General features: G+C 44.6%; 18 protein-coding genes. All 18 read left to right on the top strand.

Going from position 1 to position 20,181, the window contains the following annotated elements; genetic code table 11:
- The first annotated feature begins 46 nt into the window (after nucleotides 1-46).
- The gene (gene rimP, locus VP98_RS08855) at nucleotides 47-520 is read left to right on the top strand and encodes a ribosome maturation factor RimP (protein WP_046175020.1); all 474 of its coding nucleotides are present in this window, start codon (nucleotides 47-49) and stop codon (nucleotides 518-520) included.
- 42 nt (nucleotides 521-562) lie between these two features.
- Nucleotides 563-1,699 (top strand): transcription termination factor NusA, encoded by a 1,137-nt coding sequence (gene nusA / locus VP98_RS08850; RefSeq protein WP_046175019.1) that lies wholly within the window; start codon nucleotides 563-565, stop codon nucleotides 1,697-1,699.
- A 14-nt stretch (nucleotides 1,700-1,713) separates the two neighbouring features.
- Nucleotides 1,714-1,989: an RNase P modulator RnpM gene (rnpM, locus tag VP98_RS08845; protein ID WP_046175018.1), complete on the top strand. Its 276-nt coding sequence runs from the start codon at nucleotides 1,714-1,716 to the stop codon at nucleotides 1,987-1,989.
- 1 nt (nucleotide 1,990) lies between these two features.
- A complete protein-coding gene (locus tag VP98_RS08840; RefSeq protein WP_046175017.1) occupies nucleotides 1,991-2,305 on the top strand; it encodes a YlxQ family RNA-binding protein in 315 nt (104 codons plus the stop codon).
- A gap of 31 nt (nucleotides 2,306-2,336) precedes the next feature.
- Nucleotides 2,337-4,328, top strand: coding sequence for a translation initiation factor IF-2 (gene infB, locus VP98_RS08835; protein WP_046175016.1), 1,992 nt, complete (start codon nucleotides 2,337-2,339; stop codon nucleotides 4,326-4,328).
- 24 nt (nucleotides 4,329-4,352) lie between these two features.
- Nucleotides 4,353-4,703, top strand: a complete 351-nt coding sequence (rbfA, locus tag VP98_RS08830; protein ID WP_046175015.1) for a 30S ribosome-binding factor RbfA — start codon at nucleotides 4,353-4,355, stop codon at nucleotides 4,701-4,703.
- Nucleotides 4,704-4,785: 82 nt separating this feature from the next.
- Nucleotides 4,786-5,682, top strand: a complete 897-nt coding sequence (gene truB, locus VP98_RS18870) for a tRNA pseudouridine(55) synthase TruB (protein WP_046175014.1) — start codon at nucleotides 4,786-4,788, stop codon at nucleotides 5,680-5,682.
- 18 nt (nucleotides 5,683-5,700) lie between these two features.
- Nucleotides 5,701-6,663, top strand: coding sequence for a bifunctional riboflavin kinase/FAD synthetase (gene ribF / locus VP98_RS18865; protein ID WP_046175013.1), 963 nt, complete (start codon nucleotides 5,701-5,703; stop codon nucleotides 6,661-6,663).
- A 111-nt stretch (nucleotides 6,664-6,774) separates the two neighbouring features.
- On the top strand, nucleotides 6,775-7,044 hold the full coding sequence (gene rpsO, locus VP98_RS08815; RefSeq protein ID WP_046175012.1) for a 30S ribosomal protein S15: 270 nt from the start codon (nucleotides 6,775-6,777) through the stop codon (nucleotides 7,042-7,044).
- A gap of 75 nt (nucleotides 7,045-7,119) precedes the next feature.
- Nucleotides 7,120-9,243 carry a polyribonucleotide nucleotidyltransferase gene (pnp, locus tag VP98_RS08810; RefSeq protein ID WP_046175011.1) on the top strand — a complete coding sequence of 708 codons (2,124 nt, stop codon included), beginning with the start codon at nucleotides 7,120-7,122 and terminating at the stop codon, nucleotides 9,241-9,243.
- A gap of 130 nt (nucleotides 9,244-9,373) precedes the next feature.
- On the top strand, nucleotides 9,374-10,615 hold the full coding sequence (locus VP98_RS08805; protein WP_046175468.1) for a M16 family metallopeptidase: 1,242 nt from the start codon (nucleotides 9,374-9,376) through the stop codon (nucleotides 10,613-10,615).
- A gap of 103 nt (nucleotides 10,616-10,718) precedes the next feature.
- Nucleotides 10,719-11,591: a dipicolinate synthase subunit DpsA gene (gene dpsA, locus VP98_RS08800; RefSeq protein ID WP_197076576.1), complete on the top strand. Its 873-nt coding sequence runs from the start codon at nucleotides 10,719-10,721 to the stop codon at nucleotides 11,589-11,591.
- 3 nt (nucleotides 11,592-11,594) lie between these two features.
- The gene (locus VP98_RS08795) at nucleotides 11,595-12,200 is read left to right on the top strand and encodes a dipicolinate synthase subunit B (RefSeq protein WP_046175009.1); all 606 of its coding nucleotides are present in this window, start codon (nucleotides 11,595-11,597) and stop codon (nucleotides 12,198-12,200) included.
- Between the two features lie 169 nt (nucleotides 12,201-12,369).
- Nucleotides 12,370-13,422, top strand: coding sequence for an aspartate-semialdehyde dehydrogenase (gene asd / locus VP98_RS08790; RefSeq protein ID WP_046175008.1), 1,053 nt, complete (start codon nucleotides 12,370-12,372; stop codon nucleotides 13,420-13,422).
- A 40-nt stretch (nucleotides 13,423-13,462) separates the two neighbouring features.
- Nucleotides 13,463-14,671, top strand: a complete 1,209-nt coding sequence (dapG, locus tag VP98_RS08785; protein WP_046175007.1) for an aspartate kinase — start codon at nucleotides 13,463-13,465, stop codon at nucleotides 14,669-14,671.
- Between the two features lie 43 nt (nucleotides 14,672-14,714).
- Complete coding sequence (dapA, locus tag VP98_RS08780) at nucleotides 14,715-15,581, top strand: 4-hydroxy-tetrahydrodipicolinate synthase (RefSeq protein WP_046175006.1); 867 nt, start codon at nucleotides 14,715-14,717, stop codon at nucleotides 15,579-15,581.
- Nucleotides 15,582-15,810: 229 nt separating this feature from the next.
- On the top strand, nucleotides 15,811-17,478 hold the full coding sequence (locus tag VP98_RS08775; protein ID WP_046175005.1) for a ribonuclease J: 1,668 nt from the start codon (nucleotides 15,811-15,813) through the stop codon (nucleotides 17,476-17,478).
- 160 nt (nucleotides 17,479-17,638) lie between these two features.
- Nucleotides 17,639-19,870 carry an FtsK/SpoIIIE family DNA translocase gene (locus tag VP98_RS08770; RefSeq protein WP_046175467.1) on the top strand — a complete coding sequence of 744 codons (2,232 nt, stop codon included), beginning with the start codon at nucleotides 17,639-17,641 and terminating at the stop codon, nucleotides 19,868-19,870.
- Nucleotides 19,871-20,181: the final 311 nt, after the last annotated feature.

The following is a 20,181-nucleotide window of genomic DNA, read 5'->3' as shown; positions in this document are numbered from 1 at the left end:
TGCGGGGATGTTCCGAAACAAATTTTTTCATGCGGGAGGACAAAAAATGAGTAAAATCATCGAAACAGTGGAACAAATTGCTGTACCAATTGTTGAAGAATTAAATCTTGAACTCGTGGAAGTCGAATATGTAAAAGAGGGAAAAAACTGGTTCCTTCGTTTGTATATTGACAAAGAAAACGGTGTGGATATTGAGGAATGTGCAGTAGTTAGTGAGCGGCTAAGCGAGCAGCTTGATGCGCTTGAACCTGATCCGATTCCGCATAACTATTTTCTTGAGGTGTCTTCACCAGGTGCGGAACGGCCGCTAAAAACACAGCAGGATTTTGAACGCGCAGTTGGCAAGTACGTCAATATTAAGCTTTATGAACCGCTTGATGGGGAAAAAGTGTATGAAGGAACTCTCACTTCATTTGCAGACGATGAGTTGACAGTGGAATATATGGTGAAAACACGTAAAAAACAAATCACTATTCCAATGTCAAAAGTGGCAAAAGCGCGTCTTGCTGTCACTTTTTAAGAAAATTTAATAAGATAAGAATGTAAGGAGGCTTTTCAGCCAATGAGTTCAGAACTGTATGATGCGCTTCTTTATCTGGAAAAGGAAAAAGGCATTGAGCGCAATTTATTAATTGAAGCAATTGAAGCGGCACTTGTTTCTGCTTATAAACGAAACTTTAACCAGGCGCAAAATGTGCGCGTTGACTTGAATTTAGAAGGCGGTTCTATGCGGGTTTTCGCCCGTAAGGAAGTGGTCGATGAAGTATTCGATTCCCGTCTGGAAATTGCACTCGCAGATGCTGTAGCAATCAACCCGGCTTATGAAATCGGCGATATTGTGGAAATGGAAGTAACACCAAAAGACTTTGGCCGCATCGCAGCGCAGGCTGCAAAGCAGGTTGTAACACAGCGGGTACGTGAAGCGGAAAGAGGCATCATTTATTCGGAATTTATTGACCGCGAAGAGGATATCATGACCGGGATTGTCCAGCGTCAGGATGCCCGCTTTATTTATGTAAGTCTTGGCAAAATTGAAGCGCTTTTGCCGCAGGCAGAGCAAATGGCGAATGAAACATACAAGCCGCATGATCGGATTAAAGTTTATATCACAAAAGTAGAACGTACCACAAAAGGGCCCCAAATTTATGTGTCCCGCACACATCCTGGACTTTTAAAGCGTTTATTTGAAATTGAGGTTCCGGAAATTTTTGACGGCACAGTGGAAATTCGTTCTGTATCCCGTGAAGCGGGCGACCGTTCTAAAATTTCTGTTCATGCAGAGAACCCTGAAGTTGATCCGATCGGGGCATGTGTCGGGCCGAAAGGAAACCGGGTTCAGGCAATCGTCAATGAATTAAAAGGCGAAAAAATTGATATCGTACAGTGGTCAGAGGACCCTGTTGTTTTTGTAGCGAATGCGTTAAGCCCGGCAAAAGTAGTCGAAGTAATGGTTGACGAAGAAAACAAAGCAACAACTGTTATTGTTCCGGACTATCAATTATCGCTTGCAATCGGCAAGCGCGGTCAAAATGCTCGGCTTGCTGCAAAATTAACGGGCTGGAAAATTGACATCAAGAGTGAGACAGATGCCCGCGCAGCAGGAATTTATCCAACTGGAAACAGTGCTGAGCAAAAAGAGGACGATTTCGAGCCTGCAGATAATAACCTTGAAGATTTCTTTTCAGAAGAAATTGAATAAGGAGGCGTTTCAGGATGCCAGTGCCTAAAAAGGTGCCGCTTAGAAAATGCGCGGCAACCGGTGAAATGAAGCCGAAAAAAGAAATGATCCGCATCGTGCGTTCAAAAGAAGGAGATGTATCTGTGGATCCGACGGGAAAAAAATCGGGGCGCGGTACATATGTTTCAAAAACGAAAGAAGCGGTTGAAGCAGCAAAAAAGAAAAATGTTCTTGCGCGGCAGCTTAACGCGGAAATCCCGCCATCTGTTTATGATGATCTGCTTGATCTTGTAACGAAAGGCAGTCGTTAACATGGCATTAAATCCATGGACGTCTTTTCTTGGTCTCGCAAACCGGGCCGGGAAGCTGATTACCGGCGAAGAATTGACTGTAAAAGAAATACAGCGCGGCAATGCAAAGCTGATTTTGCTGTCAGAGGATGCATCGCGCAATACAGAAAAGAAAATAACGGATAAAGCGGCTTTTTACAAAGTTCCGGTTCGTCGCGTCGAAAACCGTGAAGTGCTTGGACAGGCTATTGGCAAAGAAGCACGTGTAGTAGTTACCGTGACAGATGCCGGCTTTGCTAAAAAGCTAAAAATGCTTATCGATGGGAATGACAGTTAATAAGCTGTTATGACGAGGAGGCTGTTCAAATTTGAATAATAAACCAAATAATCAACAATCAACAAATAAACCATCAGGAAACCGTGGGCCGGCAAAGCCGAAACCAACGGGCTCAAAACCGGGTCAGCAAAAACAGGGCGGCGGTGCACGTGGCGGTTCGAAACCAGGATCCCGCGGTATTAACGGCGGACCGCGCGGAAAAGGCCGTTCGGGTGGACAGCGTAAAGGCGCGCCAAAACAGCCAATGCCAGTGAAAAAGAAAGAGATTCCGGAAAAAATTGTTTTCTCTGGTTCTTTAACAGTGGGTGAGCTTGCCAAGAAAATGAACGTTGAGCCATCTGACGTTATTAAAAAGCTATTTATGCTTGGTGTAATGGCAACAATAAACCAGGAGCTCGATAAAGATGCAATTGAACTTGTGGCAGGCGAGTTTAACGTAGAAGTAGAAGAAGAAATTTTAATCGACAAAGCGGATCTTGAAACGTATTTTGAAGAGGAAGACACGGAAGAAACCGCTGTTGAACGTCCGGCTGTAGTAACGATTATGGGTCATGTTGATCATGGGAAAACCACTCTTTTAGATTCCATCCGTAACACAAAAGTAACAGAAGGCGAAGCTGGAGGTATCACGCAGCATATTGGTGCCTACCAGGCTGAAACAAACAGCAAAAAAATCACATTCCTTGACACACCGGGACATGCGGCGTTTACAACAATGCGTGCACGCGGTGCGAAAGTAACTGATATTACAATTCTCGTTGTTGCAGCAGACGACGGTGTTATGCCGCAAACTGTTGAAGCGATCAACCATGCAAAAGCAGCAGAAGTTCCGATTATCGTAGCTGTCAATAAAATTGATAAGCCGGCAGCGAATCCGGACCGGGTCATGCAGGAATTAACTGAGCATGGACTTGTTCCTGAAGCATGGGGCGGTGAGACGATTTTTGTTCCTCTTTCAGCAAAAAACGGTGAAGGTATTGATACTCTTCTAGAGATGATTCTTCTTGTAGCGGAAGTGGAAGAACTAAAAGCTGATCCAACTCGGAAAGCAATGGGTACAGTAATTGAAGCTGAGCTTGATAAAGGCCGCGGTTCTGTAGCCACACTGCTCGTTCAAAACGGTACTCTGAATGTTGGTGACCCAATTGTAGTCGGAAATACGTTTGGTCGTGTCCGCGCAATGGTAAATGATATAGGACGGCGTGTAAAAACAGCTGGTCCTTCTACACCGGTTGAAATTACGGGGCTAAATGAAGTGCCGCTCGCTGGTGACCGTTTTGTTGTGTTTGAAGATGAAAAAACAGCGCGCCAGATCGGTGAATCCCGTGCGCAGGATGCTCTTCAGGCGCAACGGAGCGAGAAAACCAAAGTCAGCCTCGATAATTTATTTGAACATATGAAGCAGGGTGAAATGAAAGACCTTAATATCGTCTTGAAAGCGGATGTGCAGGGCTCGGTAGAAGCAGTAGCGGCCGCCCTTCAAAAAATCGAAGTAGAAGGCGTAAACGTGAAAATTATTCACACTGGAGCCGGTGCTATTACAGAATCCGACATTATCTTAGCGTCTGCCTCAAATGCAATCGTAATTGGGTTTAATGTGCGTCCGGATGTAAATGCAAAACGTACAGCAGAAGCAGAAGAAGTCGAAGTCCGTCTTCACCGTATTATTTACAAAGTTATCGAAGAGATTGAAGCGGCAATGAAAGGGATGCTTGATCCCGAATTTGAAGAAAAAATTATTGGACAGGCGGAAGTGCGCCAGACATTCAAAGTGTCTAAAATCGGAACAATTGCGGGAAGCTATGTAACAGATGGGAAAATCACACGTGATTCCGGCGTCCGCTTGATCCGTGACGGCATCGTTATTTTCGAAGGGGAAATTGATGCGCTGAAACGCTTTAAAGACGATGCGAAAGAAGTAGCACAGGGCTATGAGTGCGGAATTACCATTCGTGGCTTCAATGACGTTAAAGAAGGCGATATTATTGAAGCGTTCATCGAGCAGGAAATCGAGCGCAAATAACCTTCGCCTGAAGGAGTGAAATGTATGTCTATGCGTTCAAATCGTGTTGCAGAACAAATGAAAAAAGAATTAACAGAAATTCTAAGCCGGAAGGTGAAAGATCCACGGATCGGCTTTCTGACAGTAACAGATGTTGAAGTAACAGGTGATCTGCAGCAGGCAACCGTATATATAACGGTGCTTGGAGGCGAAGAAGAGAGGGAAGGAACATTGAAAGCCCTGGCGAAAGCAAAAGGGTTTATACGCTCAGAGCTTGGAACCCGAATCCGCCTTCGCAAAACACCTGAATTGATGTTTGAATTTGATGAATCGGTGGCGTATGGAAATAAAATCGATACGCTTCTAAGAGAACTTAGAGATTCAGATCCTTCGTAATAAAGGGAGACGCCTGGAGAAGCAGCGGAGTGATTTTGCTGATTCGACAGGCGTTTTTTGGCGAAAAAAGGAGGAATCCGCCATGAATGGTATTTTACCGCTTTGGAAAGAAAAAGGAATGACATCGCACGACTGTGTTTTTAAGGCGCGCAAAATTCTTAAAACAAAAAAAGTCGGTCATACTGGCACGCTTGATCCGGACGTGGAAGGCGTATTGCCGCTTTGTATTGGAACAGCAACCCGTCTGGCTGAATACATAACAGACAGCGGGAAAACGTATGAAGCAGAAGTGACAATTGGAGCTGCAACGGAAACAGAAGATGCTTCCGGCGCCGTTATACAAACAAAAATGATAGAAGCCCCGATTAATCAGCAGGATATTAAACGTGTGCTTGAGGAACTGACGGGGGATATTAAACAAACACCGCCCATGTATTCAGCTGTAAAAGTAAATGGAAAACGGCTTTATGAGTATGCGAGGGCTGGAAAAACCATTGAACGGCCATCTCGTACGGTTTCTATATACAGACTCGAGCAAATCAGTCCGGTAGAGCAGGATGGTGTATGTGCCCGTTTTTCAATTCGCATTGCCTGTGGAAAAGGAACCTATATCCGGACGCTTGCTGTAATGATCGGGGAAAAGCTGGGCTATCCGGCTCATATGTCCCGCCTGGTCCGCACTGAGTCCGGCGGATTTCAGGAGAAAGATTGTGTGACATTAGCCGAGCTGGCAGAAGCTTCTCCTGAAGCAGTTTTACAGCCTGTGGAGATTGCGGTTTCTCATTTGCCGAAGTGGCATGTAAATGATACAGTAGCAATAAAGATAAAAAATGGGGCAGTACTGCCAAAGCCGGCTGAATGGCCGTCTGGAGAAGCAGAAGCAGCCGTTTATTTAAACGGGGAGCTTTTAGCTATTTACCAGCATCATCCTGAAAAAACAGGGAAAGTCAAGCCGGTTAAAGTAATGCCACAACGATAGAGAGACAGGTGTAAAGATATGGATGTTATTATGCTGCGCCATCCGCACGGGCGTGAAAAAAAAGAATTTAAACCGATGGCGCTTGCGCTTGGATTTTTTGATGGTGTGCACAAAGGCCATCAAAAAGTAATTGCGGAAGCAAAAAAAAGAGCGGATCAACAGGGCTGGAAAAGTGCTGTCATGACATTCGATCCGCATCCATCTGTTGTTCTTGGCAGAAAACACAGGCATATCCGTCACATTACGCCGCTTGAAGAAAAAAAACGCCTTATTGAAGAACTTGGCATTGATTACCTGTTTATCGTTCGGTTTACATCTGATTTTGCGGCTCTTGAACCACAGCAGTTCGTCGATGAGTATATTATTGGCCTGAACGTGAAACATGTGGCAGCCGGCTTTGACTATACATACGGGCGGCTGGGCAAAGGAACGATGGAAACCTTAATGTTTCACTCGCGCGGAGAATTTACATTTACAGCAGTTGAAAAGCTTGAGTTTGAAAAAGAAAAAGTAAGCTCCACGAAAATAAGAGAGCTCCTTTCAGCTGGACTTGTGCGTGATGCGTCCGATTTGCTTGGGCGGCCTTACCGGCTACATGGAACAGTTATCCACGGGGATAAACGCGGGCGGAAAATTGGCTTCCCGACAGCTAACATTGAACCGGATGATGATTTCTTTTTACCGATGACCGGTGTGTACGCGGTAAAAATCCATGTGCAGAATCAATGGCATGAAGGAGTCTGCAATGTCGGGTACCGGCCCACCTTTAAAAGTCCGGACAAGCCGGTGCTGTCTATTGAAGTGCATATTTTTCACTATAGCGGAGATATTTATGGAGAAGAAGTAGAAGTGGACTGGTTTATCCGGCTGCGCGGAGAGCAAAAATTTAACGGCATCGAAGAGCTGACAGTCCAGATTGAAAGAGACAAACAGAAAGCTGTTCATTTCTTCGACAGCATACGCCTTGACGGAAAAGCATAAGTTTCGTATAATATACAGTGCTTGACATTTTGAACCGCTGCTTGGCATTGCGACTCTCCAACGTGTGCTCGGCTGACGGGGATGAAACATATTAAAAGGAGGAAATACAAAATGGCATTATCACAAGAACGCAAGAACGAACTAATTCAGGAGTACAGAACACACGAAAGCGACACTGGCTCTCCAGAAGTGCAAATCGCTGTGCTGACTGAACAAATCAACACGTTGAATGAACATTTACGCACTCATAAAAAAGACCACCATTCACGTCGCGGTCTATTGAAAATGGTCGGCCGCCGCCGTAACCTGCTTTCATACCTTCGCAATAAGGATGTAGCCCGTTACCGCGAGTTGATCCAAAAACTCGGTTTACGCCGATAATTCACTATCAAGCGGGATATTTCCCGCTTTTTTGTTAGGAAAAAATGGTTTTTAAATAAAGAGAGGTGCTACCTAATGGAGCAGGGAAAAAGAACATTTTCCATCGACTGGGCAGGCCGCGAATTGACTGTTGAAGTTGGACAAATCGCGAAGCAGGCCAATGGTTCAGCGCTTATCCGCTACGGCGATACGGTTGTACTGAGCACTGCTACGGCTTCTAAAGAAGCAAAAGCTGTAGATTTCTTCCCGTTAACTGTAAATTATGAAGAGCGTCTTTATGCAGCTGGTAAAATTCCAGGAGGATTTATTAAACGGGAAGGCCGCCCAAGTGAAAAAGCAACACTGGCGAGCCGGCTGATTGACCGGCCAATCCGTCCTCTTTTTCCAGACGGATTCCGAAATGAAATTCAAGTAATCAGCATGGTTATGAGTGTTGACCAGAATTGTTCTCCGGAAATGGCCGCTATGTTTGGTTCTTCACTGGCTTTGTCTGTTTCAGACATTCCTTTTGATGGTCCGATTGCTGGAGTAAATGTCGGGCGCATTAATGATGAATTTATTATCAATCCGACTGTGGAGCAGCAGGAACAAAGCGATATTGATTTATCGGTTGCAGGAACAAAAGAAGCTATCAACATGGTTGAAGCGGGTGCGGACGAGGTGCCGGAAGAAGTGATGCTTGAAGCAATCATGTTTGGACATGAAGAAATCAAGCGCTTAATTGCCTTCCAGGAAGAGATTGCCAAAGCCTGTGGAAAAGAAAAACGTGAAGTTGTTCTTTATGAAAATGACAGGGTACTGGAAGCGAAAATTCGGGCTATGTGTGAAGCGGACATGAAGCAGGCGATTCAAACTCCTGAAAAGCATGCGCGTGAAGAAGCGATCACAGAAGTGAAAAATGCTGTAAAAGAAGCACTTTTGTCTGAAGATGAAGAAGAATTGCTTGGTGAAGCATCGGTTATTCTTGAAAAAATTGTCAAAGAAGAAGTGCGCAGGTTAATCACTGTAGAGAAAATCCGTCCGGATGGCCGGAAAATTGATGAAATCCGTCCGCTGGCCTCAGAAACAACACTGCTTCCGCGTACTCATGGTTCAGCAATGTTTACACGCGGCCAGACGCAGGTTCTCAGCATTGCGACACTTGGTGCCCTGGGAGACGTCCAGATTTTGGATGGTCTCGGTACAGAAGAATCGAAGCGGTTTATGCACCATTACAATTTTCCGTCATTCAGCGTAGGGGAAACCCGTCCGCTTCGGGCACCGGGACGCCGCGAAATCGGGCACGGAGCACTCGGAGAACGGGCTCTTTATCCAATTATTCCAGATGAAAAAGATTTTCCATATACAATCCGCCTTGTATCAGAAGTGCTTGAGTCAAATGGTTCGTCGTCGCAGGCGAGCATTTGTGCAAGCACTATGGCAATGATGGATGCCGGTGTGCCGATTAAAGCACCGGTTGCCGGTATTGCAATGGGTCTTGTTAAATCAGGCGAACATTATACAATCCTGTCTGACATTCAAGGAATGGAAGACCATCTTGGTGACATGGACTTTAAAGTGGCGGGTACCTCAAAAGGGGTTACCGCGCTTCAGATGGACATTAAAATTGATGGCTTGAGCCGCGAAATTTTAGAAGAAGCGCTACAGCAGGCAAAAGAAGGAAGAATGCACATTTTAGAGCATATGCTTTCTGTTATTGACAAACCGCGCGGCGAATTATCTGCCTATGCGCCGAAAATCATTACAATGACGATTAATCCAGACAAAATTCGTGATGTAATTGGTCCAAGCGGTAAACAAATTAACAAAATTATTGAGCAAACAGGCGTTAAAATTGATATTGAACAAGATGGCACAGTGTTTATTTCTTCCATTAACCAGGAAGATAACGAGCGTGCAAAGAAAATTATCGAAGACATTGTTCGTGAAGTGCAGGTTGGCGAACTTTATATGGGGAAAGTGAAACGAATTGAAAAGTTCGGTGCATTTGTTGAACTGTTTAAAGGAAAAGACGGACTTGTTCACATTTCCGAACTGGCTGAAGAGCGGGTTGGAAAAGTAGAAGATGTATTAAAACTTGGAGACGAATTCCTTGTAAAAGTAATTGCTATAGACAATCAGGGCCGCGTAAATGTATCAAGAAAAGCTGTGTTAAAAGAGCAGCGTGAAAAAGAAGAAGCGGCTAAACAGCAGCAATAAAGCAAAAGTGGAGGCTCTATAGGAGTCTCTGCTTTTTTTATAGTAATTGAAAGCAATATGTGATATTGTTATTCATTGATATTATAAAGCTGTCACCAGGATGAACAGAAATTAGGAGGATATGATTACGTTGATAAAACGATTTGTATGTGAGAATGGTGTGACCATTGTAACGGAGGAAATGTCAACTGTCCGCTCCGCTGCAATTGGAATCTGGATTGCAACAGGTTCGCGCGATGAGACTCCTGAATTAAATGGTGTATCCCATTTTCTTGAGCATATGTTTTTTAAAGGAACAGACACATTAAGCGCAAAAGAAATTGCCGAAAGCTTTGACAGTATCGGCGGCCAGGTAAATGCATTTACATCAAAAGAATACACATGTTACTACGCGAAAGTGCTTGATAATCATGCGGATCACGCGCTGAATGTGCTTGCAGATATGTTTTTTCATTCAAAGTTCGACAGTGACGAGCTTGAAAAAGAGCGAAATGTCATTTTAGAAGAAATTAAAATGTACGAGGACGCGCCGGATGACATTGTCCATGACCTGCTGAGCAGCGCCGCTTACGGGCGCCATCCGCTTGGACTGCCGATTCTGGGCACGGAAGAAACACTGTCTTCATTTACGCGTGATACATTAAAGGAATATATGTACAACATGTATACGCCGGATCGGGTCGTTATCTCAATCGCGGGAAATATTACAGAAGAGCTTATTAAAAAAGCAGAAGCTCTTTTTGGGAAATATGAGGGCGGTAAAGCGCCAGTCATGGAATCTGTTTCAGAGTTTTATTATGAGAAAAAGTCCCGTTCCAAAGAAACCGAGCAAGCGCATCTATGCCTTGGTTATGAAGGAGTTTCTATCGGAGACAAAGATATTTACAATTTAATTGTCATGAATAATATTATCGGCGGAAGCATGTCAAGCCGTCTCTTCCAGGAAGTTCGTGAAGAGCGGGGGCTTGCGTATTCGGTTTACTCATATCATTCTTCTTACAAAGATACAGGCCTTATTACCTTTTATGGCGGAACAGGTGCTGATCAGCTTGGCGAATTATATGAAACCATTATTGAATCGATTGATCTTGTGAAAGCAGAAGGTATAACAGAAAAAGAACTTCACAACAGCAAAGAGCAGTTAAAGGGCAGTTTAATGCTCAGCCTGGAGAGCACAAACAGCCGAATGAGCCGAAACGGGAAAAATGAATTGCTTTTAAAGCGCCATCGTACACTGGATGAAGTAATCTCACTTATTGATGATGTGACAAAAGAACGTGTAGATGAACTGGCAAAGAAATTATTTGATAAGCCATTTTCTGCCTCGCTTATCAGCCCGGATGGCAAATGGCCTAAAACCGCTGTAATCTGAATCCGCTTTTTTGCGGATTCTTTTTTTTAGCAAAATCAGAACGCACAGGCGGTGGAGGGATTCATACAATAAAAAGAACACGCCGCAAATGGAGGAGATGAATGTGAACGCATTAATTTTTGGCGGAGATGCTAGACAAATTGAAGTGGGCCGCCTATTAATGGAACGCGGCATCCACGTGTATATGGCAGGGTTTGACCAGGCGAGAAATGAATTAAAGGGCGCTGAAGTCATTAAAAATGAGGACTTGGCCTTTGATTTAATGGACCTTTTTATTTTGCCGGTATCTGGTGTGAAAAAAGGAGGAGTTGTGCATGCGCCTTTTTCTTCCAAGCCGCTTTTTATGACAAATGAAATAGCTCAATCGCTTTCAGAAAACTGCATTATCATCAGCGGAATCTCTACGCCTGCTTTACAGGAAATTGTGCAGCGTGAAGTTCTTTATATTTTTGACAGGGAAGATGCTGCCATCTTGAATTCGATTCCAACCGCCGAGGGAGCGCTTATGATTGCCATGCAAAAAACGGACCATGTTATTCATGGCTCGAATGTTATGGTTATTGGTTTCGGACGGGTTGGGACAACAACAGCACGTTTGTTTTATCAAGTCGGCGCTCATGTCACTACAGCGGTAAGGGAGACGGGTAAATTCGCACGGGCAAAAGAGATGAATTTCCACCCATTTTATATGGAAAGCTTGATGCAGGAAATTGAACGGGCAGATATTGTGATCAATACCGTGCCGGCATTGGTTCTCACTAAAGAGATTTTAGCTCAAATGAATCCGGATTCTATTATTATCGACCTTGCTTCTGAGCCGGGAGGAACTGATTTTGAAGCAGCTGAACAATTCGGCATTCAGGCGATTCACGCACTCAGCCTGCCAGGCAAAATAGCACCGAAAACAGCCGGAGAAATACTTGGCCATGTGCTAATAGACGCTGTGAAAGAATGGAAAACTGAAAGGGGATTGTAAGACGTGGATCAATCTTTAAAAGGACGGCGGATTGGCTTTGGTTTAACAGGTTCACACTGCACTTTTGAAGAAATTGTACCAGTCGTTATGAAATTAAAGAAGCTGGGTGCGGATGTAGTCCCAGTGGCAACAAATACGGTGCAAAAAGAAGCGAGCCGATTTGGAGAAGCAGGAGAATGGCTGAAAAAAGTAGAGGATATAGCGGGACGCAAAGCGATCACTACTATTCAGGATGCAGAGCCGCTTGGGCCAAAGATTCCAGTTGATTGCATGGTCATTGCCCCGATGACTGGAAATTCGATCAGCAAATTCGCAAATGCAGCTACAGACTCACCGGTTTTAATGGCTGCCAAAGCAACACTTCGTAATGGGAGCCCGGTTGTTGTAGCGATTTCCACGAATGATGCCCTCGGGCTGAACAGCCAGAATATTGCAAAGCTGCTAAATATGAAAAATATTTATTTTGCTCCATTTGGACAGGATGATCCTTATAAAAAACCGAATTCTCTCGTCGCCTTTATGGACATGATTCCGGAAACGGTTTTACAGGCACTTTTGCATAAACAAATCCAGCCACTATTAAAAGAATATCCACAAATAACAGGTTAAATGAAAGCTTTTTTTGTCTGCAGCTGATTTTCTTCTTTTCAACACACTTTATTGTGTTAAAATAATGCTATTATCAGTATCAAGATATCATTTTCAACACTCAGCTTTATTCGACAATATATCTTTATACGCAAAGATGAACTTTTTATTCTGGAAGGGGAAGATTTGAATGAGTAACAAAGGTTTTCACGTAGCCGTCGTTGGTGCGACGGGAGCGGTCGGCCAGCAAATGCTGAAAACATTGGAAGAGCGTAATTTCCCAATTAAAACATTAACGCTGCTTTCATCCGCCCGTTCAGCGGGAAAAACCGTTTCTTTTAGAGGCGAGGACGTAACAATTCAAGAAGCAAAGCCGGAAAGCTTTGAAGAAATAGATATTGCCCTGTTTTCAGCAGGAGGCAGTGTATCTGAAATGCTTGCTCCCGAAGCCGCCAAGCGCGGTGCGATTGTAATCGACAATACAAGTGCCTTCCGGATGCACCCGGATGTGCCGCTTGTTGTACCGGAAGTCAATAAAGAAGATTTGCGCGGCCATAACGGAATTATTGCCAATCCAAACTGCTCAACGATTCAAATGCTTGTCGCTCTTGAACCGATCCGCCAGGCGTACGGACTAAAAAAAGTAATCGTTTCTACGTACCAGGCAGTATCCGGTGCTGGCGCAAAAGCAGTAGAGGAGCTTTACAGCCAGACAAAAGCGATTATAAACAATGAGCCGTTTGAACCGCAGATTCTGCCGGTTGGCAGTGATAAGAAACATTATCAAATCGCTTTTAATGCCATTCCGCAAATTGATAAATTCCAGGATAACGGCTTCACTTACGAAGAAATGAAAATGATTAACGAAACAAAAAAAATTATGCATATGGAGGATCTGCCAGTAGCAGCAACCTGTGTCCGTCTTCCAGTGGCAACAGGACATTCCGAGTCTCTGTATTTTGAAACAGAAAAAGGCGGCTTGAGCGCAGCCGATATTCAAAATGTGCTAAAAGACGCTCCGGGAGTTGTACTGCAGGATAATCCATCTGAACAAATTTATCCAATGCCGGCTGATTGTGTTGGCAAAAATGATACATTTGTCGGACGTATCCGTAAAGACCTTGATACAGATAACGGTTTTCATATGTGGGTTGTTTCTGATAATCTGTTAAAGGGAGCAGCCTGGAATTCTGTGCAGATCGCTGAAACATTGATTGATATGGGGATTGTGACAGAAAAATAAACCGGCTGCCACTCTTAATCGAGAAAGCCAGGTGTATAGAGTGAACATTATCATTCAAAAATTTGGTGGCACCTCTGTTCGGGATGAGCAATCCCGGCTGAGCGCCCTTGTTCATGTGCAGCGTGCAGTACGTGAAGGATATAAAGTGGTTGTGGTCGTTTCCGCAATGGGGCGAAAAGGCGATCCGTACGCGACGGATACGCTTCTTTCGCTTGCTGGAAACGGAGAAAGCACGCTGACGAAGCGAGAAACGGATTTGCTTATGTCAACCGGGGAGCTGATCTCCAGTCTGGTTTTTTCAGCCATGCTAAGAGAAAACGGCTTGTCTTCTATCGCTTTGACAGGCGGCCAGGCCGGCTTTATTACAGACCATAATCATACGAATGCAAAGATTATTGAAATGAAGCCTGCCAGATTGCTTAAGGAATTTGAAGACTGTGACGTAGTTGTGGTTGCAGGGTTCCAGGGCATATCTACATCAGGTGAGGTAACAACACTTGGGCGAGGTGGAAGTGATACATCGGCTGCTGCTCTCGGGGCGGCGCTGAAAGCCGATTTCATCGATATCTTTACTGATGTAAATGGTATTATGACAGCAGATCCTAGAATTGCCTCAAATGCACGGCCGCTGTCTGTTGTAACGTACACAGAAGTATGTAATATGGCGTATCAGGGAGCGAAAGTAATTCATCCGCGCGCTGTAGAAATTGCCATGCAGGCAAAAGTGCCGCTGCGTATTCGGTCTACGTACTCAGAAGAAGCCGGCACGCTCGTAACATCTGCGTCAGATGAAAATCGTGGATCTGACGCGCGGGACCGCCTCATAACGGGTATTGCCCATGTGACCGGCATTACCCGGATCAGAGTTCACACAGGGGAGCAGGCGCACATTTTTCAGCTGATGGCGGAGGAAGGAATCAGTGTCGACTTTATTAATATTTCGGAAGACCGTGTCACCTTTACGGTCGCTGATTCCGATGCCTCAAAAGCCAAACAGCAATTGGAAGAACACGGGTACAAACCGGTTATGGAAGCGGACTGCGCAAAAGTATCGGTTGTTGGAGCCGGCATGACGGGCGTTCCAGGCGTAACATCCAAAATCGTTTCGGCGCTGGCTGCCCGTGGAATTACTATTATGCAGTCAGCGGACAGCCATACGACAATCTGGGTTCTGGTGAAAGAAGAACAGATGCCGGATGCTGTCAATGCACTGCACGATACATTTTTACTTCAACAAATAAATGAATAGGCTGAATTAGATTTAGGAAGCCGGGATTAGGAGGCAATTGCGTATGATTTCTTTCGGCCGGTTGTCAACGGCAATGGTAACGCCGTTTGACTCAAAAGGAAATATTGATTTCGAAAAAACCACGCAGCTGATTGAACATTTAATTCAAACTGGAACAGATTCTCTTGTTGTAGCTGGAACAACGGGTGAATCACCAACCCTTACTTCAGAAGAAAAAATCGCTCTGTTCCGCCATACAGTGAAAGCAGTGAACGGGCGCATCCCAGTAATTGCTGGAACAGGAAGCAATAATACCAGAGCATCTATTGAACTGACAAAAAAAGCAGAAGCAGAAGGTGTAGACGCCATTATGCTCGTTGCGCCGTATTACAACAAACCGAGCCAGGAAGGATTATTCCAGCATTTTAAAACCATTGCGGAATCTACAGCGCTTCCGGTGATGATTTATAACATTCCGGGTCGTACATCTATTTTGGTTGAACCAAAAACGACAATCCGTCTCGCGAACGAAGTTCCTAACATTAAGGCGACGAAGGAAGCAAGCGGCAGTATCGACATTGTGACTGAAATTGTGGCCAATACAGATAAAGACTTTCTTGTATACAGCGGAGACGACGGGCTGACATTGCCGATTCTCTCTGTGGGAGGTACTGGCATTGTTTCAGTAGCTTCCCATGTAGCAGGAAAGGAAATGAAAAAAATGGTGGAGGCCTTTTTGAACGGAGACGTACAGGAAGCCGCAGCCATTCATCAGCAGCTTCTTCCGCTGTTCCGTGGGTTATTTGCAGCACCAAACCCGGTACCAGTGAAAACGGCGCTTCAAATGAAAGGGATGGATGTAGGCAGTGTCCGCCTGCCGCTCCTTCCACTAACAGAAGAAGAGCGGACGGTTCTTTCCACTCTGCTTTAATAAAAAACCGGTTTTTACAGGCAAACTGTAAAAACTGGTTTTTTTATTTAGAAATAAGCTTCTTTTTACATAATTACACCCATAGTGGTGCTTTTATTCTTTAACCCGGCCGGAGGCAGCTCTGTGCTTTTCTAAATTCGATGCAGATAGTATTGGCTTTCATTTTCTTCATCGCTTATAATAGACGTAATGTATGGATCGGGTTTTTAAATGTTTAGGAGGAAATAATGTGAGCAAGAGAATAAACGAGTTAATTAAAATCATTCCGCTCGGCGGAGTCGGAGAAATCGGAAAAAACATGACAGTCGTGGAAGTGGATCAAGACATTTTTGTGATCGATTCCGGTCTCATGTTTCCCGAAAATGAAATGCTGGGCATCGATATTGTCATTCCAGATATTACATATCTAGAGGAAAACAAAGAGCGGGTAAAAGGTATATTTCTTACACACGGCCATGAAGACGCACTGGGATCACTCGGATATGTACTGAAAAAAGTGCAGGCGCCTGTATATGGAACGAAATTAACACTGGCACTTGCCAAAATGCGCCTGCGTGAAGAAAACGTAAAAGAAGACGTGAAATTTTACACGGTGCATTCGGAATCAAAGCTGCGGTTTGATCACGCGGATGTAACCTTTTTCCGGACCACCCACAGTATTCCTGATTCAGTTGGGGTTGCTATTCACACATCTGAAGGAGCTATTGTGCACACAGGTGAGTTTAAATTTGATCAAAGCGCAAAAGGTCCTTACGCACCGGACATCGGTAAAATGGCGTCGCTTGGCAAAAATGGAGTGTTTGTTTTGCTGTCAGATTCTACTGAAGCAGAACGGCCTGGCCATACAACATCGGAAGCAGTCATTGCTTCTCAATTGTCAGATGCTTTTCATTCCGCGAACGGGCGCATTATTGTATCGCTGTTTGCGTCGAATTTAATCCGGATGCAGCAAGTATTTGACGCTGCTTCTGAAGCCGGACGGAAAGTAGCTGTCAGCGGAAAAAGTATTCAGCGTGTTAACGATATCGCTATCCGGCTTGGCTATCTGCATGTTGAAGAAGACATCTTAATTAATTTAAATGAAATAAGCAAGCATGCGGATCATGAAGTTGTTATTTTGGCGACTGGCGTGCAGGGAGAGCCAATTGAAGCGCTTCAGAAAATGGCAAAAGGAACAAACCGCCATGTGAAAATCAAAGAAGGAGATACAGTGCTCATTACTGCCACTCCTTCAGCCGGTTTAGAACTATTAATGGCTAAAACGGTTAATTTGCTTTACCGCGCCGGTGCGAACGTGCTGACAGGAAGCCGACGGGTTCATGTTTCCGGGCATGGATCACAGGAAGATTTGAAATTTATGCTGAACCTGATGAAGCCAGCGTTTTTTATTCCGGTTCAAGGGGAATACCGGATGCTGAAAGTCCATAAAAAACTAGCCCAAACGACTGGTGTTCCAGAAGAAAATATTTATATTCCGGAAAAAGGCGATGTAATTGAGTTTAAAAACGGCCAGATGCGTCCGGCCGGCCGTGTAACAGCGGGGAATGTGCTTATAGATGGAATTGGTGTAGGCGATGTTGGTAATATTGTTCTTCGTGACCGCAAGCTGCTGTCCCAGGATGGGATTTTTACTGTCGTTATTACGTTAAGCAAAAAACAAAAGAAAATTGTTGCGGGGCCGGAAATTATTTCACGCGGCTTTGTATACGTACGGGAATCAGAAAAGCTGATTGATGACTCTGTTAAGCTTGTGACAGGTATTGTAGAGAAAAATCTTGCAGGTGAAACGTTCGAATGGTCAGGTATTAAACAGGATATACGGGACCAGCTTAATTCATTTCTGCATGAAAAAACAAAGCGCCGCCCGATGATCCTTCCGATCATAATGGAAGTGTAACCGCTCATATGTTCCCTTTTGTCGATAATATGATATAATGTGAAAGCAGCCGACTGGCTGCTTTTAAGTGTTTAAAGATCATAAAGTTAGGGTGAACGATGTGGCACAAAAAAAACGAAAAAAGCCGGCCCGGCGCCGGACAAATAAAGAGAAAAAGCGGATGGATGCATTGAAAATTCAAGGAGCCGGAGCATTAGTGCTGATTCTTTGTGCAATCGGCCTGCTCGGTACAGGAGCAGCGGGCGAAATTGTCAAAGGGGCAGCTTCCTTTTTCTTTGGGACGCTTTATGTAATTGGACTGATTGGGCTTGCCGGCATGGCACTTTATATGATTATCAAACGCAGCCAGCCGCCTATTTGGGAGCGTAGAATTATTGGCGTGATGCTGATTATCGCCAGTTTGCTCGTGTTCCTGCATATTCGCCTGTTCGCTGGTTCGGCAGAAGGTGTTAATTATACTGCCGAAACCTGGCTGTTATACAAACAGAGCATTTCCGGTATTCAGGACGCAAATGTCGGAGGCGGGATGATTGGCGGAGCTTTGTTTCACTTATTTTTCTTTCTATTCGGCCAGCCGGGAACATGGATATTCATGATCGCCCTGTTTGCTGCGGGCATTGTCCTCATCGGCGGCAAGCCGCTTGTGGAAAAGGTTTCCCGCGCGGCTGTGCTGTCAGCAGAAAAGCTGAACGAGTCATGGTATCAAGTAAAAGAACGCTGGTCTGAGCGAAGTGAAGAAAGGAAACAGGAAAAGCTTGAAAAAGAAAAACCGAAAAAAGTGGAGCCGGCGGCAGAATCCACGCAGGATTTTCAAGTAGAAGCGGCTTCTTCTGATCCTGCTCCAGTTATTTCAAGCTTTGTTGAAAAAGCTTATACAGACGAGCCAGCTGCTGAGCCGTCAAAGGTTGAACCGCCTGAAACAAAAGAAACAGAGCCTGCAGTTTTATCGTTTACAGAGGAAGAAAACACAGACTACCAGCTTCCGCCTTCAACCATTTTACAAAAGCCGCAGCAGGCAGACCAGAGCAATGAAAAAAAGCATATTCAGAAAAATGCCCAAAAACTCGAAAAAACATTTCAAAGCTTTGGTGTAAAAGCAAGAGTGACGCAGATTCATCTGGGACCGGCAGTAACAAAATATGAAGTTCAGCCTGATACTGGTGTAAAGGTAAGCAAAATTGTCGGGCTGACCGATGACCTGGCACTGGCACTGGCAGCAAAAGACATTCGCATGGAAGCTCCAATACCAGGAAAGTCTGCAATCGGCATCGAAGTGCCAAATGCGGAAGTGGCAATGGTCAGCTTCCGGGAAGTGATTGAAGCAAAGCAGAATGAAAAGAAAGAATCAAAACTGCTGGCGGCGCTGGGACGGGATATTACTGGAGAAGCAATTGCAGCAGAGCTGAATAAAATGCCGCATCTGCTCGTAGCCGGTGCTACGGGAAGCGGAAAAAGCGTATGCATCAATGGCATTATTACCAGTATATTAATGCGGGCCAAGCCGCACGAAGTAAAAATGATGATGATTGACCCGAAGATGGTAGAATTAAATGTTTACAATGGCATTCCCCACTTACTGGCTCCTGTTGTAACGGATGCGAAAAAAGCGTCACAGGCATTAAAAAAAGTAGTTGGCGAAATGGAGCGCCGCTATGACTTATTTTCTCATACGGGAACACGCAATATTGAAGGGTACAACAGCCATGTGACCAGGCATAATAATGAAACAGGTGAAAAGCAGCCGCACCTGCCTTACATTGTGGTTATCGTGGACGAGCTTGCTGATTTAATGATGGTAGCATCAAATGATGTAGAAGACGCCATTACCCGGCTTGCCCAGATGGCGCGTGCAGCGGGTATTCATTTAATCATTGCCACCCAGCGTCCATCCGTTGACGTTATTACCGGTGTCATCAAAGCAAATATTCCATCTCGCATTGCTTTTTCGGTGTCATCGGCAACCGATTCACGAACGATCCTGGATATGGGTGGAGCAGAGAAACTGCTTGGGCGCGGGGATATGCTGTTTTATCCATCCGGTGCTGTTAAGCCGGTGCGTGTACAGGGAGCTTTTTTGTCTGACGAAGAAGTAGAAGACATTGTAGACTTTGTGATTTCACAGCAAAAAGCGCAGTATCAGGAGGAAATGATTCCAGATGATATTCCAGAAACAACCGGCCAGTCTGAAGATGAACTATACGATGAAGCGGTGCAGCTTATTTCTGAAATGCAGACCGCTTCCGTATCAATGCTGCAGCGGCGCTTCCGCATTGGCTACAGCAGAGCTGCGAGGCTGATTGATGAAATGGAAATGAGGGGAGTTATTGGCCCTTATGAAGGAAGCAAGCCACGGACGGTTCTGGTTCCCAAACCGTCTGAGGAGTCCGTATAAAAAGCAGCACCTATTTTAGCTGTCAGCAAACATTCGCTCTTGCGGTTGCAAATGCTCAAAGTGCTGTTTAGCCATGTTCCCGGAAAAGCAGGTGTTTTAATCAGCCTGCTTTTCCACTCTATCGGCACTTTTAAAGAACAGCCCTGCGCTGTTCTTTTTTTGAAAAAATTTTTTAAGCGATTTCCAATCTTTTTGAAAGCGATTTCCACAGCGATTTACTTTCTTTATATAGTAATCCTAGAAAGAATTAGAATGATAAGTTGATTGTTTATTCAATTAAATAACATCTTTTCAATTATTGAAAAAAATGA

The sequence above is a fragment of the Domibacillus indicus genome (assembly GCF_000970685.1).
Taxonomy (GTDB): Bacteria; Bacillota; Bacilli; order Bacillales; family Domibacillaceae; genus Domibacillus; species Domibacillus indicus.
Note: the sequence above shows the minus strand (reverse complement) of the source record. Positions and strands in the feature narration are given on the sequence as shown.

What these genes read in the sequence shown, in the direction of transcription:
- pnp (WP_046175011.1), top strand. Translation starts at nt 7,120, where the DNA reads ATGGAGCAGGGAAAAAGAACATTTTCCATCGACTGGGCAGGCCGCGAA.
- rnpM (WP_046175018.1), top strand. Translation starts at nt 1,714, where the DNA reads ATGCCAGTGCCTAAAAAGGTGCCGCTTAGAAAATGCGCGGCAACCGGT.
- rbfA (WP_046175015.1), top strand. Translation starts at nt 4,353, where the DNA reads ATGTCTATGCGTTCAAATCGTGTTGCAGAACAAATGAAAAAAGAATTA.
- rpsO (WP_046175012.1), top strand. Translation starts at nt 6,775, where the DNA reads ATGGCATTATCACAAGAACGCAAGAACGAACTAATTCAGGAGTACAGA.
- truB (WP_046175014.1), top strand. Translation starts at nt 4,786, where the DNA reads ATGAATGGTATTTTACCGCTTTGGAAAGAAAAAGGAATGACATCGCAC.
- dapA (WP_046175006.1), top strand. Translation starts at nt 14,715, where the DNA reads ATGATTTCTTTCGGCCGGTTGTCAACGGCAATGGTAACGCCGTTTGAC.
- VP98_RS08840 (WP_046175017.1), top strand. Translation starts at nt 1,991, where the DNA reads ATGGCATTAAATCCATGGACGTCTTTTCTTGGTCTCGCAAACCGGGCC.
- VP98_RS08770 (WP_046175467.1), top strand. Translation starts at nt 17,639, where the DNA reads ATGGATGCATTGAAAATTCAAGGAGCCGGAGCATTAGTGCTGATTCTT.
- asd (WP_046175008.1), top strand. Translation starts at nt 12,370, where the DNA reads ATGAGTAACAAAGGTTTTCACGTAGCCGTCGTTGGTGCGACGGGAGCG.
- rimP (WP_046175020.1), top strand. Translation starts at nt 47, where the DNA reads ATGAGTAAAATCATCGAAACAGTGGAACAAATTGCTGTACCAATTGTT.
- nusA (WP_046175019.1), top strand. Translation starts at nt 563, where the DNA reads ATGAGTTCAGAACTGTATGATGCGCTTCTTTATCTGGAAAAGGAAAAA.
- ribF (WP_046175013.1), top strand. Translation starts at nt 5,701, where the DNA reads ATGGATGTTATTATGCTGCGCCATCCGCACGGGCGTGAAAAAAAAGAA.